This is a genomic window from Bradyrhizobium iriomotense (assembly GCF_018130765.1).
GTDB classification, from domain to species: Bacteria; Pseudomonadota; Alphaproteobacteria; order Rhizobiales; family Xanthobacteraceae; genus Bradyrhizobium; species Bradyrhizobium iriomotense_A.
Genome location: NZ_JAFCJZ010000025.1, coordinates 54,494 through 73,437 on the forward strand (window position 1 = coordinate 54,494; position 18,944 = coordinate 73,437).

Sequence of the window (18,944 nt, forward strand, 5' to 3'; positions counted from 1 at the left end):
GATGGCTCGAATTTGTGCAGCGCAAGCATACGCAAGATCGCGTATACTGCACCGCAAAATACCGACGTAGGCTTTTGGTACGGGATTTGCGAGGGCTCCGGGTCCGTATCGGGAGTGGGGTAAAGAGTGGCAGGGCGGCAGCGAATAGACCGCGTCAGGCGCCAGTACAACCAATGGGTCGCCAACCAGACGCTGGAAGACTACGCGCTGCGCTTCACCGCCAAGAGCGCGCGGCGATGGTCCGCCGCCCGCGTCGCCAACACGGCGATCGGCGCGATCTCCTTCCTGGTGCTGGAAGCGATCGGCGGCACCATCACCCTGAATTACGGCGTCACCAACGCCACCGCGGCGATCCTCGTCGTTTCCACCATCATCTTCTGCTGCGGCGTGCCGATTGCCTATTACGCCGCCAAATGCGGCATCGACATCGACCTCCTGACCCGCGGTGCCGGCTTCGGCTATATCGGCTCGACCGTGACGTCGCTGATCTACGCCTCCTTCACCTTCATCTTCTTCGCGGTGGAGGCGGTGATCCTGGCAACGGCACTGGAGATGTGCCTCGGCATTCCGCGCCCGATCGGCTACCTCATCAGCGCCGTGGCGATCATCCCGCTCGTGACCTACGGCATCACGCTGATCAGCCGCTTCCAGCTCTGGACGCAGCCGCTCTGGGTCGTCCTGCACATCCTGCCCTTCGTCGCGATCGCCTGGGCCAACCCGCACTCCTTTACGGAATGGCGCAAGTTCTCCGGCGAGCACGGCGACCTCAACGGGCATTTCGATCTGCTGCTGTTCGGCGTGGCGTCGTCCGTGGTGTTCTCGCTGGTGGCGCAGATCGGCGAGCAGGTCGACTTCCTCAGGTTCCTGCCGCGCGATCGCCGCGCCTCCAAGGCTTCGTGGTGGATCGCGCTGATGAGCGCGGGGCCGGGCTGGATCGTGCTCGGCGCGCTGAAGCTCCTGGCCGGCTCGTTCCTGGCCTTCTTTGCGCTCAGCCACGGCGTGCCGCCCGAGGAGGCCGCCGAGCCCGCGCACATGTACCTCGTGGCGTTCCGCTACGTGCTGTCCGAGCCGGACCTCGCGCTGGCGCTGACCGGCATCTTCGTGGTGCTGTCGCAGATCAAGATCAACGTCACCAACGCCTATGCCGGCTCGATCGCCTGGTCGAATTTCTTCTCGCGTCTGACCCATAGCCATCCCGGCCGCGTGGTCTGGCTGGTGTTCAACGTGATGGTGGCGTTGCTGCTGATGGAGATCGGCGTCTACAAGGCGCTGGAGCAGACGCTGGCGCTCTACTCAAACGTCGCGATCGCCTGGGTCGGCGCACTGGTGTCCGACCTCGTCGTCAACAAGCCGCTCGGCCTGCGTCCGCCGCAGATGGAATTCAAGCGCGCGCATCTCTACGACATCAATCCGGTCGGCGTCGGCGCCATGACGCTCGCGATCATCGTCTCGGTCGCGGCGTTCTACGGCCTGTTCGGCCCGACCATGAAGGCGCTGGCCGCCTTCGTCGCGCTGACGGTCGCCTTCGTCACCGCGCCTGTGATCGCCTGGCTTACCGACGGCAAATTCTACATCGCGCGCAAGCCGAAGCGGAGCTGGGCCAATATCGAGGCCATCCAGTGCTGTATCTGCGAGCACAGCTTCGAGCCTGAAGACACTACCTCCTGCCCGGCCTATGCCGGCCCGATCTGCTCGCTGTGCTGCTCGCTCGATGCCCGCTGCCACGATCTCTGCAAGCCGCATGCGCGGGCGCAAGTGCAGTTCGCCGAGGCGCTCGGCAAGATCCTGCCGCAGCCGATCTATCAGCGGATCAACTCGCAATTCGGCCATTACATCGGCGTGTTCGTGGTCTCCGCCGGTCTCGTCGCGCTGGTGCTCGGGCTGATCTATCTGCAGACCTCGGCAAGCGTGCATGGCGAGAACATGCTGGTCTCGAATGTGCTGTGGAAAGTGTTCTTCTCGCTCAGCATCATCATCGGCGTGGTCGCCTGGCTGTTCGTGCTGGCGCAGCAAAGCCGCCGCGCGGCGGAGGCCGAGACGCGACGACAAACCACGCTGCTGATCCAGGAGATCGACGCGCATAAGCGTACCGACGCCGAGCTCCAACGCGCCAAGGAAGTCGCCGAATCCGCCAACCTCGCCAAGAGCCGCTATGTCGTGGGCCTCAGCCACGAGCTGCGCTCGCCGCTGAATGCGATCAGCGGCTATGCGCAGCTGCTCGAACAGGATTCGACGCTGAGCACCAAGCCGCGCGACCAGGTTCGCGTCGTCCGCCGCAGCGCCGATCACCTCTCCGGCCTGATCGACGGCATTCTTGATATCTCCAAGATCGAGGCGGGGCGGCTGTATCTGTCGCGCGACGAGGTTCGCTTGAGCGAATTCCTGGACCAGCTTGTCGGCATGTTCCGTCTTCAGGCCGCCGCCAAGGGCATCGACTTCGTGTTCAGACGCCCCGCGCATCTACCGGTCGTGGTCTATGCCGACGAGAAGCGGCTGCGCCAGGTGCTGATCAATTTGCTCTCCAACGCCATCAAATTCACCCAGACCGGCAGTGTGCAGTTCGTCGTGCACTATCGCAGCCCCGTTGCCGAGTTCGAGGTGATCGACACCGGCCCGGGCATCCAGGGCGACGATCTCGAGCGCATCTTCGCGCCATTCGAGCGCGGTGCGCTCGGTGTCGCGCAGCCGCAGACCGGAACGGGCCTCGGCCTGACCATCAGCCGGCTGCTCGCCGGCGTCATGGGCGGCGATATCAAGGTCACGAGCACGGTCGGCACCGGCAGCACGTTCAAGGTCAAGATCCTGCTGTCGGAGGTCACCAATCCGCAACGCATCGCGCCGGTGGAGGCGCCGGTCTCCGGCTATCACGGTGCGCGCAAGACCATCCTCATCACCGACGACGACCCCGTGCATCGCGACCTCTTGCGCGAAGTGCTGACACCGCTCGGCTTCATCCTGCTCAGCGCGCCCGACGGCGCGGGATGCCTGGCACTCGCGCAACATTGCCGGCCCGATCTGTTCCTGCTCGACATCTCCATGCCGGCCATGGACGGCTGGGCCGTTGCAGAAGCCTTGCGCGCCAGCGGCCATCACCAGGCGCGCATCCTGATGGTGTCGGCGAGCGCGCTGGAGGCGCACGGCACGCCACTGGCGCAACCTTTCCACGACGGCTATCTGATGAAGCCGATCGACATTCCGCGGCTGCTGGAGACGATTCGCCAGCTTCTCAAGATCGAATGGCAGTACGGCTCCGACGAGATCGCGGTGCCGTTCTGGCGGCCCGAGAGCGGCTCGCGGCCGCCGGCGCGGCACATCGAGGCGTTGATCGGGCTCGGCCAGATCGGCTACGTCAAGGGTATCCAGCTCAAGCTGGACGAGATCGGCAGCGAGCATCCGGAGCATGCCGACTTCGTCGCGCAGATGCGGTCGCTGGTCGACCGCTTCGATCTCGACCAGTACATGGCCACATTGAAGACGTTGCATGCTTATGAGCATTGAACCAAAGAAGCGCGACGTCGCGCTCGTTGTCGATGACTCGCCCGAAACGCTGCGGCTGCTCACCGATGCGCTGGACGGCGCCGGCATGACTGTGATGGTGGCACTCGACGGCGCGAGCGCGATGCGCATCGTCGACCAGATCACGCCCGACATCGTGTTGCTCGATGCCGTGATGCCCGGCATTGATGGATTCGAGACCTGCCGCCGCCTCAAGCGCGATGCGGGCCTCGCCAATGTTCCCGTGATCTTCATGACCGGCCTTGCCGAAACCGAGCACATCGTGCGTGGGCTGGACGCCGGCGGCGTCGACTACGTAACCAAGCCGATCGTGATCGAGGAGATGCTGGCGCGTATCCGCGTCCATCTCGGCAACGCCCGCCTGACCCAGAGCGCGCGTGCCGCGCTCGACGTCTCCGGCCGCTTCCTGTTCGCGGTCAACCGCCAGGGCCATATCCTCTGGGCGACTCCGCAGGCACAGAAGCTGCTGGCCGATCATCACGGCGCGCAGGCCGACGATTTCGTCCTGCCGCCGTCGCTGCTGCAATGGCTGGAGCAGGTCAAGGGCAAGGGCAGCGCGAAGTCGCAAGCCGCCTCCCTGCCCGACAATCCGCAGCTGCGGTTCTATTACATGGGCGAGACCGCGCCGAACGAATTCCTGCTGCGGCTGTCCAAGGAAGCCGGCACCGCGCTGCCGCCCGAGTTCACCAGCGAGCTCGGCCTCACCACCCGCGAAGGCGAGGTGCTGGCCTGGCTCAGCAAGGGCAAGACCAATCGCGACATCGCGCAGATCCTGGGATTGAGCCCGCGCACGGTCGACAAGCATCTCGAGCAGATCTACGCCAAGCTCGGCGTGGAGAACCGGACGGCCGCGGCAGCGATTGCGGCGAATGCGACGCGAAGGAATTCGTAGCTCGCAGGTGAGTTGGTACGCCGTTCACCCAACAAACGGTGTTGTCCCGGACAAGCGCAGCAAAGCGAAGCGCAGATCCGGGACCCATAGCCACAGGACGTAGTTTGGCGCGAGTTGGCAACTCCGAGTCCCCGTAACCACCTCTGCCTGTGGTTATGGGTCCCGGGTTCGCTTCGCGCCCCGGGACGACAGCGGTGTGTGTAGCGCCGTTTACTGCCGCTTACACAAACGCCTCCCTCACCCGTACACAAACGCCTTGTCGTCCAGATCCGTCTTCGGGATCTCGTTCATCTCGGTCCAGTAATCCTGGCTGTGCTGCCATTCCGGCTTGTCGCCGCGCTTGGGCAGCAGGTTCATGTTGCGCATGATGTAACCGGGGTTGAAGTTTTCCGGATCGATCCAGGGCAGGATCGGCATGTTGTGATCTTCGGGGCGCAAGCTCACCTCGACCTTCTTCTTGCCCTTGGCCTTCATGTGGCCGAGCAGGCGGCAGACGAAATCGGCGACGAGATCGACGCGCAATGTCCAGCTGGCGCGGAAATAGCCGAACACCCAGACCATGTTCGGCACGCCCGTGAACATCATGCCGCGATAGGTGACGGTGTCGCCGAAGGCGAGCGGCTTGCCGTCGATCTCGAAGGCGATGTCGCCGAGAGCCGAGAGATTGAAGCCGGTCGCGGTCACGATGACATCGGCCTCCAGCAGCTTGCCCGATTTGAGCTGGATGCCGTTCTCGACAAAGCATTCGATCTCGTCGGTGACGACGGAGGCCTTGCCGCTGGCAATGCCCTTGAACAGATCGGCGTCCGGCACGAAGGCAATGCGCTGCCGCCACGGCCGATAGCTCGGCGTGAAATGTGTCTCGACGTCGTAATCGGGGCCGAGCACCGCGCTGATCTGGCCGATCAGTTCTTTCTTCACCTGCTCGGGCTTGGCCAGACAGAGCTTCGTGAACGCATCCTGCTCGAACAGAATCTTGCGGCGGACAATCTCGTGAATCCATTCCTCGTCGACCTGAAGCCGGCGCAGTTCCTCCGCGATCTCGATGGCGTTGCGGCCGAGCCGGAAATAGGTCGGCGAGCGCTGCAGCATGGTAACGTGCGCGCAACTGTCCGCGATGTTCGGCACCAGCGTCGCCGCGGTCGCACCCGAACCGATCACGACGACTTTCTTGCCGGCGAGATCGATATCGTCGGGCCATGTCTGCGGATGGACGATACGGCCCTTGAAGCGGTCCATGCCCTTCCATTCCGGCGTGTAGCCTTCCGAATGGCGGTAATAGCCCTGGCACATCCAGAGGAAGTTTGCGGTGAAGGTCCTTGCCTCGCCCGTATCGGTGGTCGTCGCCTCGATGGTCCAGAGATTCTGCTCGCTCGACCAGCTCGCGGAATTGATCTGGTGCTTGTAGCGGATGTGGCGGGCGATATCGTTGTCGTCGATCACCTCTTTCATGTAGGAAAGAATCTCCTCGGCGGTCGCGATGGGCGGGCCGACCCAGGGCTTGAAGCTGTAGCCGAAGGTGTGGAGATCGCTGTCCGAGCGGATGCCGGGATAGCGATGCGTGCTCCAGGTGCCGCCGAACGTCGCCTGTGTTTCGAGGATGACGTAGCTCGTGCCCGGCAGCTGCTTTTCGATATGATAGGCGCTGCCGATGCCGGAGATGCCGGCGCCGACGATCAGCACGTCGAAATGTTCCGAGGCCTGCTTGGTGGTGGCGTGACTGCGTACAGCGACATTCATTGTTGCTTCTATGCCTTGCTTGTTTTTGTGGCCGCCCTTGACCGGACGGCGCGTTTCCTCCGCGACGGGCATGGTCGCCCATCGCGCTTCCGCTACAAAATGACATAGATCAAGTCGCGATCAAACTACAACGGCGCACCCCAGCTCCGCGCGGTCTGCAAAATCCAGTCGCGATAGAGCGTGAGCGGCGTGACGCCGGTCAGGCCACCGCAGCCGGCGGCGCCGTTCGGTCCCGTGGACCAGCTGATGACGCCGACGAGCATCGCACCATTCGGCTTGTCCTCGAACACGGGACCGCCGGAATCGCCGGTACAGGCGCCAATTCCATCGCGAACTCCGTTGGTTACGGGATCGACCAGCCGGATCTGCAGCGTGCCAGGCTGCCCTGTCGCCACAAGGCCTGCAACACGCGTCGCGCCGCCGCTCTTGCCGTCACCGCGCACGGTGACGCCGATACCGGCGATGACGAAGCGACTGCCGACCTGGATCGGAATATTCGGCATGCCGACCGGCACCGTCGATTTTCCCTTGAGTGGAATTTCCAGTTGCAGCAATGCAACGTCCGCGGTGGCGCGATGCGCCTGCATCGCCTGCATGTTGAAGTTCGGATGGATCGCGACGGTGCGGACGTTCAGCAGTTGCGGCTGACCGTCGGCGCCGCGATCGACGATCTTGTAGTCGGCACCGGGCTGCACACAATGGGCGACCGTCAACACCAGTTTTGGCGCGATCAGGGTGCCGGTGCAGAAATTCCCGCGCGAGCCAACGATGGTAACGACGGCGCGCGCGACGCCATCGGCCTGCGGCGTGCCGCCGCCGACGATGGCATAGGCGGGCGTGGCGAGCAGCAGCGAGGCTGCGATGAACGTGGCAAGCTTCTTCATGGGAACACGCATCGGCATCGGTGAGGGCGGACGATTGCTTCGGACTGGCCCTTGCCGATAGCGCATGCTAGCCCTCTTGGAAAGGAATAGACGAGGGCAGGACTTTGGCGATCGAGGCGGTGATCTTTGATTTTGGCGGCGTGCTGACGAGCTCGCCGTTCGAGGCGTTCACGCGGTTCGAGACCGCGCGCGGCCTGCCCGCCGACATCATCCGGCGCACCAACGCAGCCAATCATCTGGAGAATGCCTGGGCCAAATTCGAGCGGGCCGAGGTCGACATCGAAACGTTCGATCAACTGTTCGCCGACGAATCGCGCGCGCTCGGCGCGGAGGTCCGCGGACGCGACGTGCTGCCGCTGCTCCAGGGCCATCTGCGGCCGGAGATGGTCGAGGCCTTGAAGCGGATCAAGGCGCAATTCAGGACGGGCTGCATCACCAACAATTTGCCGGCAAACGCCATCGGCAGTATGACCGGACGCTCCCTCTACATCGCCGAGGTGATGGTGCTGTTCGATCACGTCATTGAATCCGCCAAGATCGGCCTGCGCAAGCCCGATCCGCGCATCTACCAGCTGATGGTCGAGACGCTGAAGGTCGATCCGAGGAACTGCGTCTATCTCGACGACCTCGGCGTCAATCTGAAGCCCGCGCGCGACATGGGCATGACCACGATCAAGGTGACGGGTGGGGCGCAGGCAGTCGCGGAGCTTGAGAAGGCGACGGGGTTGAAGCTGGCATAGTTCGCAAATGCCGTAGGGTGGGCAAAGCGAAGCGTGCCCACCACAAGCAGATGGTGGGCACGGCGCTTCCGCGCCTTTGCCCACCCTACGGGAGCCTACTCCGCCGCCGCAGCGATGCGCTCCGGAAACGCGGCCGCCAGCGCGGCGCGGTCGGGCTTGAGCACGCCGCGCTCGGTGATGAGGCCGGTGACGAGCCGCGCCGGCGTCACGTCGAAGGCGTAGTTCGCGACCGGCGAGTTCTCCGGCACGATGCGCACCGTCTCCAGCCGTCCATCCGCGGTGCGGCCGGTCATGTCGGTGACCTCCACGCCGCTGCGCTGCTCGATCGGGATGTCGCGGATACCGTCACTCACGGCAAAATCGATCGTCGGCGACGGCAGCGCGACGTAGAACGGCACGCCATTGTCGTGCGCGGCGAGCGCCTTGAGGTACGTGCCGATCTTGTTGCAGACATCGCCATTGGCGGCGACGCGGTCGGTGCCGACGATGGCAAGATCAACCATACCATGCTGCATCAGATGCCCGCCGGTATTGTCCGGAATCACCGTGTGCGGCACGCCGTGATGGCCGAGCTCCCAGGCGGTGAGAGATGCGCCCTGGTTACGCGGTCGGGTCTCGTCGACCCAGACATGGATCTTGATGCCGCGCTCATGCGCGAGGTAGATCGGCGCGGTCGCCGTGCCCCAATCGACGGTGGCGAGCCAGCCGGCGTTGCAATGGGTCAGCACGTTGACCACCTCGCCCGGCTTCTTCGCCGCGATCGCTTCGATCAGCGCAAGGCCGTTGCCGGCAATGCCGCGGTTGATCTCGACGTCCTGCTCGACGATCTCATCGGCACGCGCATAGGCGGCTTCCGCCCGTTCCAGCGGATCGATCGGGATGAGCGCCGTGCGCATCTCATCCAACGCCCATTTCAGGTTGATCGCGGTCGGCCGCGCCACGACGAGCGTGTCGTAGGCGCGCTTCAGGCCGGCATCGGAGGCATCCTCGCGCATCGCAAGCGCCATGCCGTAGGCTGCGGTCGCGCCGATCAGCGGCGCGCCGCGCACCAGCATGTCGCGGATCGCAACGGCGGCGTCCTCGCACGAGGTCAGGCGCGCGATGACGAATTCATGCGGCAGCCGGCGCTGGTCGATCGCGCCGACCGACCAGCCGTCACGCTCGCGCCAGATGCTGCGGAAATGCTTGCCGTCGACCTTCATGGCGTTCTGCCTTTCTTATCACGCCCGCAGGATGCGCCCTGCCACCGCATCGAGCTTCTTCAGGAGCTCGGGATCGCGCGCCTCGGGCGCCGTGATCAGTGCGGTATCGAGCGCGCGGTCCGAACCGATCGGGCACGGCTCGTGCTCGCGCGGAAAATCCTTGGCCAGCCGCGCCACCAGCGCCTTCGCCTTGTCGGCGTTCGAGGTCAGCACGCGGATGATGTCCTGCACGGTGACGGCATCGTGATCGGGATGCCAGCAATCGAAATCCGTCACCATCGCGACAGTGGCGTAGCAGATCTCGGCCTCACGCGCGAGTTTGGCCTCGGGCATGTTGGTCATGCCAATCACCGAATAGCCCAGCGTCTTGTAGGTCATGCTTTCCGCATAGGTGGAGAATTGCGGTCCTTCCATGCAGACATAGGTACCGCCGCGCGCGATCGCGATGCCTTCGGCTTCGGCTGCCGCGGCAAGATGGATGCGCAGCCGCGGCGAGACCGGGTGCGCCATCGACACATGCGCGACGCAGCCGCGGCCGAAGAACGAGCTTTCGCGCTTGTGGGTGCGATCGACGAACTGGTCGACGAGAACGAAGGTGCCGGGCGGCAGTTCCTCCCTAAAGGAGCCGCAGGCCGAGAGCGAGATCAGGTCGGTGACCCCAGCCCGTTTGAGCACGTCGATGTTGGCGCGATAATTGATGTCCGATGGCGACAGCCGGTGGCCCTTGTCATGCCGCGGCAGGAACACGATCGGCAGGCCGGCGATGGAGCCGCGCCGCAACGGAGCCGACGGCTCGCCCCAGGGACTCTCGATCACCTCTTCGCGCGCGCCCTCGAGACCCGGCAGGTCGTAGATGCCGGAGCCACCGATGATGCCCAATACCGCCTGCGTCATACTCGCTCCACCCTGTTCGCCACGTGCGACATGGTTAAAGCTATGCCAGTTTTGCGGCGGTTTTGGAACGGGGGATGGCGGTGTCGTGAGGAGCGCAGGCGCTTGCCACACACTCGATGTCGTCCTGGCGAAAGCCAGGACCCATACCGCGAGGTCTATCGATGGGGCGCTATTATCAATCCCGAACGACCAATCTTCGCCAAACTACTCCCTGGGGTTATGGGTCCTGGCTTTCGCCAGGACGACCCCGGAGAATGATCAAGCCGCGGTCGCGAGCCGCAGCTGCGTCGCGACCATCCGCTCCAGCGTCTCGACGGACTGGAAATTCTCCGGCGTGATCTCGGACTGCGGGATGGTGAAGTCGAACTCGGCTTCGACGCCGAGCATGAGATTGACCATGTCCATCGAGGTCAGGCCGACGTCGACGAGCTTGGCCGACGGGGCGACGTCGGCGAACAGCGCGTTCTGCGCGAGGATGCCCTTCACCAGCTTGATGATGCGATTGCGCAATTCGGGTTCGAAGGCCTGCATCGGTAAATTCCCATCTGTCTATGAAAGGTCGGGCCGGACTACCGGGTACGATGGGCAGGGACGGCCGATCCCGCAATGGGCGTCACCATTACTTCCCGTTTCTTAGTAAACGATGACTCAGATTGTCTGAAATCGATGCCTCTTCCAGTTCACTAACGCGATCGCGGAAATCCGGGGGATGCGAAAAACCGGACCTTAACTGTCCATTCGGAATAGGGCTTTGTTTACCCTCTATTTCATCGACGAATTTGAATTAAATCCGTAGCCTCGTCTCACAAGCAAAGATGGTCGGAGGATTGCTTTACACGGCGTCGCGAATGATGCCGGCGATCCTGAACGGCAAACCGGAGGCGGACGAGTATGAACGTGCGTGAAGCTGTTCTCACTGTCGACGAAACGCAAGCCAGCTTCCTCGAGCAGGGTCCCTCCCTGATCGAGCGCACAGCCCGGACCGCCGCAGCGGCCGCGGCCGATGCAGACGGGGTCGATCGCGACGCCCGCTTCCCTCACAAAGCCTTTGACGTCGCGCGTGAGCAGAAGCTGCTCGGCGTGATGATCCCCGTCGAGTTCGGCGGCTTCGGCGCCTCGATCCACGACGTCACCGACATCTGCTACACGCTCGGGCGCGCCTGCGCTTCGACGGCGATGATCTACGCGATGCACCAGACCAAGGTCGCCTGCGTCGTCAGGCACGGCCACGGCATTCCGTGGATGGAGACCATGATGCGCCGGGTCGCCCGCGACCAGTGGCTGCTCGCCTCCTCCACCACCGAAGGCCAGAACGGCGGCAACATCCGCGCCAGCGCCGCCGCCGTCGACCATGCCGGCGACACCGTCTCGCTGGTGCGCGACGCCACCGTGATCTCCTACGGAGCCGAGGCCGACGGCCTCGTCACCATCGCCCGCCGCGCCACCGACGCCGCCGCCTCCGACCAGGTGCTGCTGGCGCTCGCCAAGGACGATTATTCGTTGAAGCAGACGCAGGGCTGGGAAACGCTCGGCATGCGCGGCACCTGTTCGACCGGGTTCGAGCTGAAGGTCGACTGCCCCGCCGACCGCGTCTTCCCGGAAGCCTACGACAAGATCCACGCCCAGACCATGACGCCGTTCGCGCATCTGTGCTGGTCCTCGGCCTGGGCCGGTATCGCCGCCGCGGCCGTGACGCGCGCGCAAGCCTTCATCCGCAAGGCGGCCCGCTCTTCCGGCGGGCAGATGCCGCCGGCGGCTGCGCATTTCACCGCCGCAAAGATGTCTCTGGCAAAACTGCGCGCGCTGATCTCCGCCAACATCGACGCCTTCGCCCGTGCCGAGCATGACGAGCGGGCGCTCGGCTCGCTCGACTTCCAGTCCTCGATCACGCTGCTGAAGGTGCAAGCCTCCGAGCTCGCGGTCGAGACCGTGATGCATGCGATGCGCACTGCCGGCCTTTCCGGCTACCGCAATGACGGCGAGTTCACCATGGGCCGTCACCTCCGCGACGTGCTGTCGTCGCCGATCATGATCAACAACGACCGCATTCTGGCCAACGCCGCCACCTCGACGCTGATGAGCGGCGTGCCATCGAGCCTTCATGACTGACGTGCCTTTCCCGACCAGAGCAACAAGAAAAATTTCGAGATAGCAGGACATCGACCCATGAATATTGCCGTCCTCCCCAGTTCGCCCGAAACCGCGCCTGAGATCGCGGATCCGCTCGATCATCTCGCCGACAAGCTGTTCCACCGCATGGGCTCGGACGGCGTCTACGCCCGCACCGCGCTCTATGAGGGCATCGTCGAACGGCTCGCCGCGCTGATCACCAGCCATCGCGAGGCCGGCACCGAAGCGCTGCGCTTTCCGCCGGTGATGAGCCGCGCCCAGCTGGAGAAGTCTGGCTATCTCAAGAGCTTCCCGAACCTGCTCGGCTGCGTCTGCGGCCTGCACGGCACCGAGCGTGAGATCAACGCGGCGGTGAGCCGCTTCGATGCCGGCGGCGACTGGACCACGTCGCTGTCGCCCGCCGACCTCGTGCTGTCGCCGGCGGCCTGCTATCCCGTGTATCCGATCGCGGCGAGCCGCGGCCAGTTGCCGAAGGGCGGCCTGCGCTTCGACGTCGCCGCCGACTGCTTCCGCCGCGAGCCGTCAAAGCATCTCGACCGGCTGCAATCGTTCCGGATGCGCGAATATGTCTGCATCGGCACGCCCGACGACGTCGCCGATTTCCGCGAGCGCTGGATGGTGCGCGCACAGGCGATCGCCCGCGACCTCGGCCTGACATTCCGCGTCGACTATGCCAGCGATCCCTTCTTCGGCCGCGTCGGCCAGATGAAGGCGGTGAGCCAGAAGCAGCAGCAGCTCAAGTTCGAGCTTCTGATCCCGCTGCGCTCGGAAGAGCAGCCGACCGCCTGCATGAGCTTCAACTATCACCGCGAGCATTTCGGCACGACCTGGGGCATCCAGGACGCCAATGGCGAGCCGGCCCATACCGGCTGCGTCGCCTTCGGCATGGACCGCCTGGCCGTCGCCATGTTCCACACCCACGGCACCGATCTTTCCGCCTGGCCCGCCAAGGTGCGGGACATGCTGGGCCTGCAGCCGCAAGCCGCGACTGCAGCCCATGGCGAAGGCTGGCGCTAGAGCATGATCCGGACCCGAAGGGCCGCGTTAGCGCAAAGTGCGAAGCGGTCTTCCGGAATGATCACGCTGAAACGATAGACCAAACGAGGCCGACCATTTCCACGGGCAAGACGAGCGTGATCCATACCAAGGTCCGTTGCCGCGAGATCACCGAGTCCGACGTCGAGAAGATCGCGGACTTGCTGACGCGCGGCTTCGTCGGCCGTTCACGCGAATACTGGATGCAGGGCCTGCGCCGGCAGGCCTTCCGGCCCGTGCCGGAGGGCTATCCGCGCTTCGGCTACATGCTCGACAATGACGGCGAGCCCGTCGGCGTGCTGCTGCTGATCTACACGACGCGAAAGCACGGCGAAGAGACCGCCATCCAGTGCAATTTGTCGAGCTGGTATGTCGATCCGGCCTACCGCAACTACGCCCCGTTCCTGACCAAGGTCGCGCAGCGACACAAGGACGTCACCTATCTCAACATCAGCCCGGCGCCGTGGACCTGGCCGATCATCGAGGCCCAGGGCTTTCGCAATTATTGCCGCGGCATCTTCTTCTCCGTGCCGTCGCTGGCGCGCGCCCCGCGCTGGAGCAAGATCGAGGTGATCTCGCAGCACGCCAAGGCGATCGACGGGCTTTCCCAGGACGAGATCGAGCTCCTGACGCGGCATGCGCGTTACAATTGCCTCAGCCTCGTCTGCCGCACACCGAAGGGCACGTTCCCCTTCATCCTGCAACCGGTGCGCATCCGCCGCGGCTTCATCGCACCGCCCGCGATGAAGCTGATCTACTGCCGCAGCGCCGCCGAATACGCCGAATGCGCCGGCCGCATCGGCCGACTGCTGCTGCGGCTCGGCAAGATCTCGGTGGCGGTCGACGCCAATGGCCCGATTCCCGGCCTCGCCGGTATTTATACCGAGCGGCGCGGCCGCAAATATTTCAAGGGCCCGCACCGGCCGCAGCTCGGCGATCTCACGGATACGGAGCTGGTGCTTTACGGGCCGTAGGGAAGCGAGCTGTCCTGTAGCCCGCATGAGCGCAGCGACATGCGGGAACGGCCGCCCCGGATATCGCTACGCTCATCCGGGCTACGGGCTATCGCCTTGTCAGCTGGCCATTTGCGCGCCCACTCTCCATCGCCGGTCACCCTCCGTAAACTACTGCGCTTAAGGGAATTTTCCCGGCTCTTCGCTACCCTCGGCAGCGGAATTACGTTGCGTTAAGTCTATTGCCCGCCGAGATCATGCCGACCCCATGACGTCGACCCGCGACAACGAGCTTGGTGCACACCGCGAGCAAGGCCCGGAGGCCCTGGTCGCGCTGAGCCAGCTTGCGCTCGATCGCATGGAGCAAGGCGTCTGCGTCTACGATGCCGACAACAGGATCGTGCTGTTCAACCAGCGTTACCTCTCGCTGTTCGACCTGTCGGCCGAAATCGTGCGGGTCGGCACGAGCTACCGCGAGGTGCTCGCGCACAGTGCGAGCCGCGGCAACTTCCCGGAGAGTGAGCTCGACGCGCTGTATTCGGCGCGGATCGCAGAGATCGCAGGCGGCAAGCCGTTCCGGACCGAGCAGCGGCTGGCGAGCGGCCTCGTCATGTCCCTCGAGCTGAAGCCGCTTCCCGGCGGCGGCTGGATGACGATCTGCGACGACGTCAGCCGCCTCGCCCGGCTCGAGGCGGAATTGCACGTGCAGACCGAACGCAGCCAGCATGCGCTCGCCAACATGTCGCACGGCCTCATCATGTATGACGCCGACAGCCGCGTCGTCGTCTGCAACGAGCGCTTCCTGAAGCTGTACAATCTCGACCCCGACATCGTGAAGCCCGGCGTCGCACACAGCACGGCCATCGACCACTGGCTCTCGCGCGGCAACATGGCGGGCATGCCGGCGGAGGAATTCCACGTCACCAGGCTCGAGGATGTGCGCGCCAGGAAGGCAAAGACCCTGCTGGTGATGCGCTACGACGGGCGGATGGTGCAGGCGGTCTCCCGCTTCCTCCCCGACGGCGGCTGGGTGACGGTGCACGAAGACGTCACCGAACGGCTGCAATACGAGGAGACGCTGCGGCAGCAGAACTTCATCCTCGACGCGGCGCTGGAGAACATGGCGCACGGGCTGGCCTTCTACGACAGCGACATGCGCTTGCGCGTCTGCAACACCACTTACCGCAAGATCTATCTGCTCTCGCCGGAGGAGACGAGGCCCGGCACGCATCTCGGCGAGCTGATCGAGCGATCGATGGCGAACGGTGCGTTCGCCTCGGAACATAGCCCGCAGCAGATCCTGGAAACCGCCCGCGCGCGGATCGCGAGCCGCGACTGCTCGCCGATGCGCCGGCGCATGTCGAACGACACCGTGATCTCGGTCCGCTACTGCGCGCTGGACGAAGGCGGCTTCGTCGCCACCTATGAGGACATCACCGAGCGCGAGCACGCGGTCGAGGAGCTGAGCGAACAGTATCGTCGCTTCGATGCGGCGCTGAACAACATGAGCCAGGGCCTGTGCATGCTCGATTCGAGCCTGCGCGTCATCGTCTGCAACCGCCGCTACATCGAGATGTACGGCCTGTCGACCGACGTGGTGAAGCCGGGCGTCTCGATGCGCGAGATCATGGAGCACAGCTGCGCGCTCGGCATCCATCCGAACATGTCCGGCGCCAAGCTCTATGCCGATTATGTCGAGCGGCTGCGCGAGGGCGAGCACACGCTGCATCGGCATTTGAGCGACGGCCGCATCATCAAGCTCAATCACAAGCGGATGGAGCATGGCGGCTGGGTCGTCACCTATGAGGACGTCACCGAGCGCCACAAGGCCCAGGCCCGCGTGGCGCATATGGCGCGGCACGACTCCCTGACCGACCTGCCCAACCGCACCCTGTTCCGCGAGAAGATGGGCGAGGGATTGAACCAGGTGGCGATTGCCGGCGGCGCAATGGCGGTGCTGTGCTTCGACCTCGATAATTTCAAGACCGTCAACGACCGCCTCGGCCATGCCGCCGGCGACCGGCTGCTGCGCTGGGTCGCGGCGCGCCTGAAGGAGAATGTCGGCGAGCACGACACGGTCGCGCGGCTCGGCGGCGACGAGTTCGCCGTGCTCCAGCGCGGCCCGCAGCCACAATCCGCCGAGCAGCTCGCCCGCCGCCTGGTCGAGATCATCGGTCACCCGCCGCCGCTGGAAAACCAGGCGATCCATGTCGGCGTCTCTGTCGGCATCGCGATCGCGCCCGACCACGGCTTGGACGCCGACGAGCTGATGAAATGCGCCGACCTTGCGCTGTACCAGGCCAAGGCCAAGGGACGCGGCGCCTACCAGCTGTTCGAGCCCGAGATGGAGGAAGAGGCACGCAGCCGGCACGCGCTGGAGCACGATCTGCGCGGCGCGCTGGAATCCAACCAGTTTCATCTGGTGTTCCAGCCGCAGATGCGGCTCGATTCGTCCGAGCTCACCGGCTTCGAGGCGCTGCTGCGCTGGAAACATCCCTCGCGCGGCTTCGTCTCGCCCGCCGAGTTCATCCCGATCGCGGAGGAGAACGGGCTGATCGTTCCGATCGGCGAATGGGTGCTGCGCACGGCCTGTGCCACCGCGGCGTCCTGGCCCGACGTCACCGTCGCAGTGAACCTGTCACCGGTGCAATTCCGATCCCGCGGGCTGGTGACGTTGGTCACGAGCGCACTTGCAGAAGCCGGCCTGCCGCCGCAGCGGCTCGAGCTCGAGGTCACCGAGACCGCACTGCTCGACGACAGCGAGGCGACGATCGAGATCCTGCATCAGCTCCGCGCGCTGGGGGTGCGCGTGAGCCTCGACGATTTCGGCGTCGGTTATTCCTCGCTGAGCTATCTGCGCAAGTTTCCGTTCGACCGCATCAAGATCGACCGCTCCTTCGTCGGCACGCTCGGCGACAGCCCGGAAAGCGTCGCGATCGTCCGCACCATCGCCAGCCTCGGCTCGGTGCTTGGCGTCGAGACCACGGCCGAGGGTGTGGAGACCGAGGAGCAACTCGACTTCGTGCGCGAATGCGGCTGCACCGCGGTGCAGGGCTATTATTTTGGCAAGCCGTGCCCCGCGGCGGAGGTCGGCCGCACCATCGAGACGCTGAACGCAGTGCGGCGCGTGGCGTAAGGGCTTCAGGCCTCCTCAAATTCCGCCTCTCGGCACACGTCCAAACGACCAATTGTCGCACGTCTCGTTTTGCGCGGGGGCGCTGCCTCGCCCGTGCGGGCGATCCGCTCAATGCGCTTTTCTTCTCCCATGATTTCGGGGACAATCCCCTCATAACAATGAGAAACGGCGGTCCACCGAGACCGCTGCGAGGGAGGTATTTCGATGTCGCGATACGGGCTGAAGACGATTGCCTTTGCCACCATGCATGTTGTGGGCGCCTTGCTCGCGACCGCCGCCAGTGCCCAGGACTATCCCACCAAACCGGTCACGTTGATCGTGCCGTGGCCTGCCGGCGGCTCGACCGACATCTCGATGCGCGCGATCGCCGACAGCGCCTCGAAGGTGCTGGGGCAGCCGATCGTGATCGACAACAAGGCCGGCGGCGGCGGCACGGTCGGCCCCGCGACCATGGCCGCCGCAGCAAAGCCGGACGGCTACACCATCTCGCAGATTCCGATCACCGTGTTCCGCCTCCCCCTGATGCAGGAGGTGTCATGGGATCCGGCGAAGGACTTCACTTATATCATCCACCTCACCGGCTACACCTTCGGCGTGACCACCAGCACGGAATCGCAGTTCAAGTCCTGGAAGGACGTCGTCGAGTTCGCGAAGGCGAACCCGGGCAAGGTGACCTATGCGACGCCGGGCACCGGCACCTCGCTGCATATCGGCATGGAGCAGATCGCGGCGATGTCCGGCATCAAGCTCACGCAGGTGCCGTTCAAGGGCGGCGCCGAGACCAACGCGGCCGTACTGGGACAGCACACGATGCTGCAGGCGGATTCGACAGGCTGGCGGCCGCTGGTCGACGCCGGCAAGCTGAAGCTGCTGATGGTGTGGACCGGCGCGCGGTCGCCGAACTATCCCGATGTGCCGACGCTGAAGGAGCTCGGCTATCCCATGGTCTATGATTCCCCGTTCGGCATCGCGGGGCCGAAGGGCATGGATCCAAAGATCGTCGCCAAGCTGCACGACGCCTTCAAGAGAGCGGTCGAGGATCCCGCGGTGATCGCAACGCTCGCCAAATACGACATGGTGCCGAACTATAAGAACACCGAGGACTACAAGAAGTTCGTCGTCGAGGTCACCGAGTCCGAGCGCAAGGTGATCGACACGCTCGGGCTCGCGAAGAAGTAGGGCTGGGCCACACGCGTGTCCCGGACGCGGTGCAGCGCTTCTTCAGCGGTGCACTGCAGAGCCGGGACCCATCTTTTTCGTCCACACTCATGGGCCCCGGCTCTGCAGCGCATCACTTCGTGCTGCGCGGCGTCCGGGGCACGAGAGGATAGCGATGACCAACCAAACCAACGTCAAACTCCGCCTCAACAACTCCGAGCTCTGGGGCGGGTTGATCGGGCTGGCACTCGGCGGCTTCGTGATCTGGCAGGGCTTGAAGCTGAAGCTCGGCACCATCAACGATCCCGGCTCCGGCTATGTGCTGTTCTACACGGGCATCCTGATGTGTGTGTTCGCGGGCTCCATCATCATCTCGGCGATCACCGAGGGCGGACCGACGCTGGCCTCGCGCTGGGAGAACGTGCGCTGGAGCAAGCCGCTCCTCGTCATTGCCTGCCTCGCGGTGTTCTCCTTCGCGCTGGAGCCGCTGGGATTCCTGCTGTCGTCGATCCCGTTGTTGCTACTTCTTTTGCGCCTGATCGATCCCGTGCGCTGGACGCTGGCGATCCCGATCGCCGTGCTGGTGCCATCAGGGATGTGGTGGGTGCTCAAGCGGCTGCTGTTGATCCAGCTGCCCTCCGGCCTGTTCGGGATCGGCTGACCG

The 18,944-nt window shown here is 64.6% G+C and carries 14 protein-coding genes; 9 read left to right on the plus strand and 5 right to left on the minus strand.

Translation table 11 applies throughout. The features are described 5' to 3' along the window. Positions 1-126: 126 nt before the first annotated feature. Both JQ635_RS32295 and JQ635_RS32300 read left to right on the plus strand, forming a co-directional pair. Positions 127-3,498: a hybrid sensor histidine kinase/response regulator gene (locus JQ635_RS32295; RefSeq protein ID WP_211413827.1), complete on the plus strand. Its 3,372-nt coding sequence runs from the start codon at positions 127-129 to the stop codon at positions 3,496-3,498. Then, entirely contained in the window at positions 3,482-4,408 is a 927-nt protein-coding gene (locus tag JQ635_RS32300) for a response regulator (RefSeq protein ID WP_211413828.1), read from the plus strand. The genes JQ635_RS32295 and JQ635_RS32300 overlap by 17 nt, the downstream gene beginning before the upstream one ends. Positions 4,409-4,645: 237 nt before the next feature. On the opposite strand, the gene JQ635_RS32305 is transcribed toward JQ635_RS32300, so the two are convergent. After that, positions 4,646-6,148 (minus strand): flavin-containing monooxygenase, encoded by a 1,503-nt coding sequence (locus tag JQ635_RS32305; protein WP_211413829.1) that lies wholly within the window; start codon positions 6,146-6,148, stop codon positions 4,646-4,648. A gap of 125 nt (positions 6,149-6,273) precedes the next feature. Further along, on the minus strand, positions 6,274-7,032 hold the full coding sequence (locus JQ635_RS32310) for a S1 family peptidase (RefSeq protein ID WP_211413830.1): 759 nt from the start codon (positions 7,030-7,032) through the stop codon (positions 6,274-6,276). Between the two features lie 104 nt (positions 7,033-7,136). On the opposite strand from JQ635_RS32310, the gene JQ635_RS32315 reads away from it, so the two are divergent. Continuing rightward, on the plus strand, positions 7,137-7,772 hold the full coding sequence (locus tag JQ635_RS32315) for an HAD-IA family hydrolase (RefSeq protein ID WP_211413831.1): 636 nt from the start codon (positions 7,137-7,139) through the stop codon (positions 7,770-7,772). Positions 7,773-7,867: 95 nt separating this feature from the next. On the opposite strand, the gene mtnA is transcribed toward JQ635_RS32315, so the two are convergent. The 3 genes from mtnA to JQ635_RS32330 all read right to left on the minus strand — a co-directional run bounded on the left by mtnA (position 7,868) and on the right by JQ635_RS32330 (position 10,399). Next, positions 7,868-8,974, minus strand: coding sequence for an S-methyl-5-thioribose-1-phosphate isomerase (gene mtnA / locus JQ635_RS32320; RefSeq protein WP_211413832.1), 1,107 nt, complete (start codon positions 8,972-8,974; stop codon positions 7,868-7,870). An 18-nt stretch (positions 8,975-8,992) separates the two neighbouring features. Beyond that, positions 8,993-9,868, minus strand: a complete 876-nt coding sequence (locus JQ635_RS32325) for an S-methyl-5'-thioadenosine phosphorylase (protein ID WP_211413833.1) — start codon at positions 9,866-9,868, stop codon at positions 8,993-8,995. A 258-nt stretch (positions 9,869-10,126) separates the two neighbouring features. Next, the gene (locus JQ635_RS32330) at positions 10,127-10,399 is read right to left on the minus strand and encodes a phosphopantetheine-binding protein (RefSeq protein ID WP_211413834.1); all 273 of its coding nucleotides are present in this window, start codon (positions 10,397-10,399) and stop codon (positions 10,127-10,129) included. Between the two features lie 360 nt (positions 10,400-10,759). On the opposite strand from JQ635_RS32330, the gene JQ635_RS32335 reads away from it, so the two are divergent. From JQ635_RS32335 to JQ635_RS32360, 6 genes are all read left to right on the plus strand, one after another. Further along, positions 10,760-11,977 carry an acyl-CoA dehydrogenase family protein gene (locus JQ635_RS32335; RefSeq protein ID WP_211413835.1) on the plus strand — a complete coding sequence of 406 codons (1,218 nt, stop codon included), beginning with the start codon at positions 10,760-10,762 and terminating at the stop codon, positions 11,975-11,977. Between the two features lie 57 nt (positions 11,978-12,034). Then, a complete protein-coding gene (locus JQ635_RS32340; protein WP_211413836.1) occupies positions 12,035-13,015 on the plus strand; it encodes an amino acid--[acyl-carrier-protein] ligase in 981 nt (326 codons plus the stop codon). Positions 13,016-13,131: 116 nt separating this feature from the next. Beyond that, entirely contained in the window at positions 13,132-14,007 is an 876-nt protein-coding gene (locus tag JQ635_RS32345) for an acyl-CoA acyltransferase (RefSeq protein ID WP_211413837.1), read from the plus strand. A 247-nt stretch (positions 14,008-14,254) separates the two neighbouring features. Next, entirely contained in the window at positions 14,255-17,122 is a 2,868-nt protein-coding gene (locus JQ635_RS32350) for a PAS-domain containing protein (protein WP_211413838.1), read from the plus strand. A 204-nt stretch (positions 17,123-17,326) separates the two neighbouring features. Continuing rightward, the gene (locus tag JQ635_RS32355) at positions 17,327-18,301 is read left to right on the plus strand and encodes a tripartite tricarboxylate transporter substrate binding protein (RefSeq protein ID WP_211413839.1); all 975 of its coding nucleotides are present in this window, start codon (positions 17,327-17,329) and stop codon (positions 18,299-18,301) included. A gap of 154 nt (positions 18,302-18,455) precedes the next feature. Then, positions 18,456-18,941 (plus strand): tripartite tricarboxylate transporter TctB family protein, encoded by a 486-nt coding sequence (locus tag JQ635_RS32360; protein WP_211413840.1) that lies wholly within the window; start codon positions 18,456-18,458, stop codon positions 18,939-18,941. Positions 18,942-18,944 lie beyond the last annotated feature (3 nt).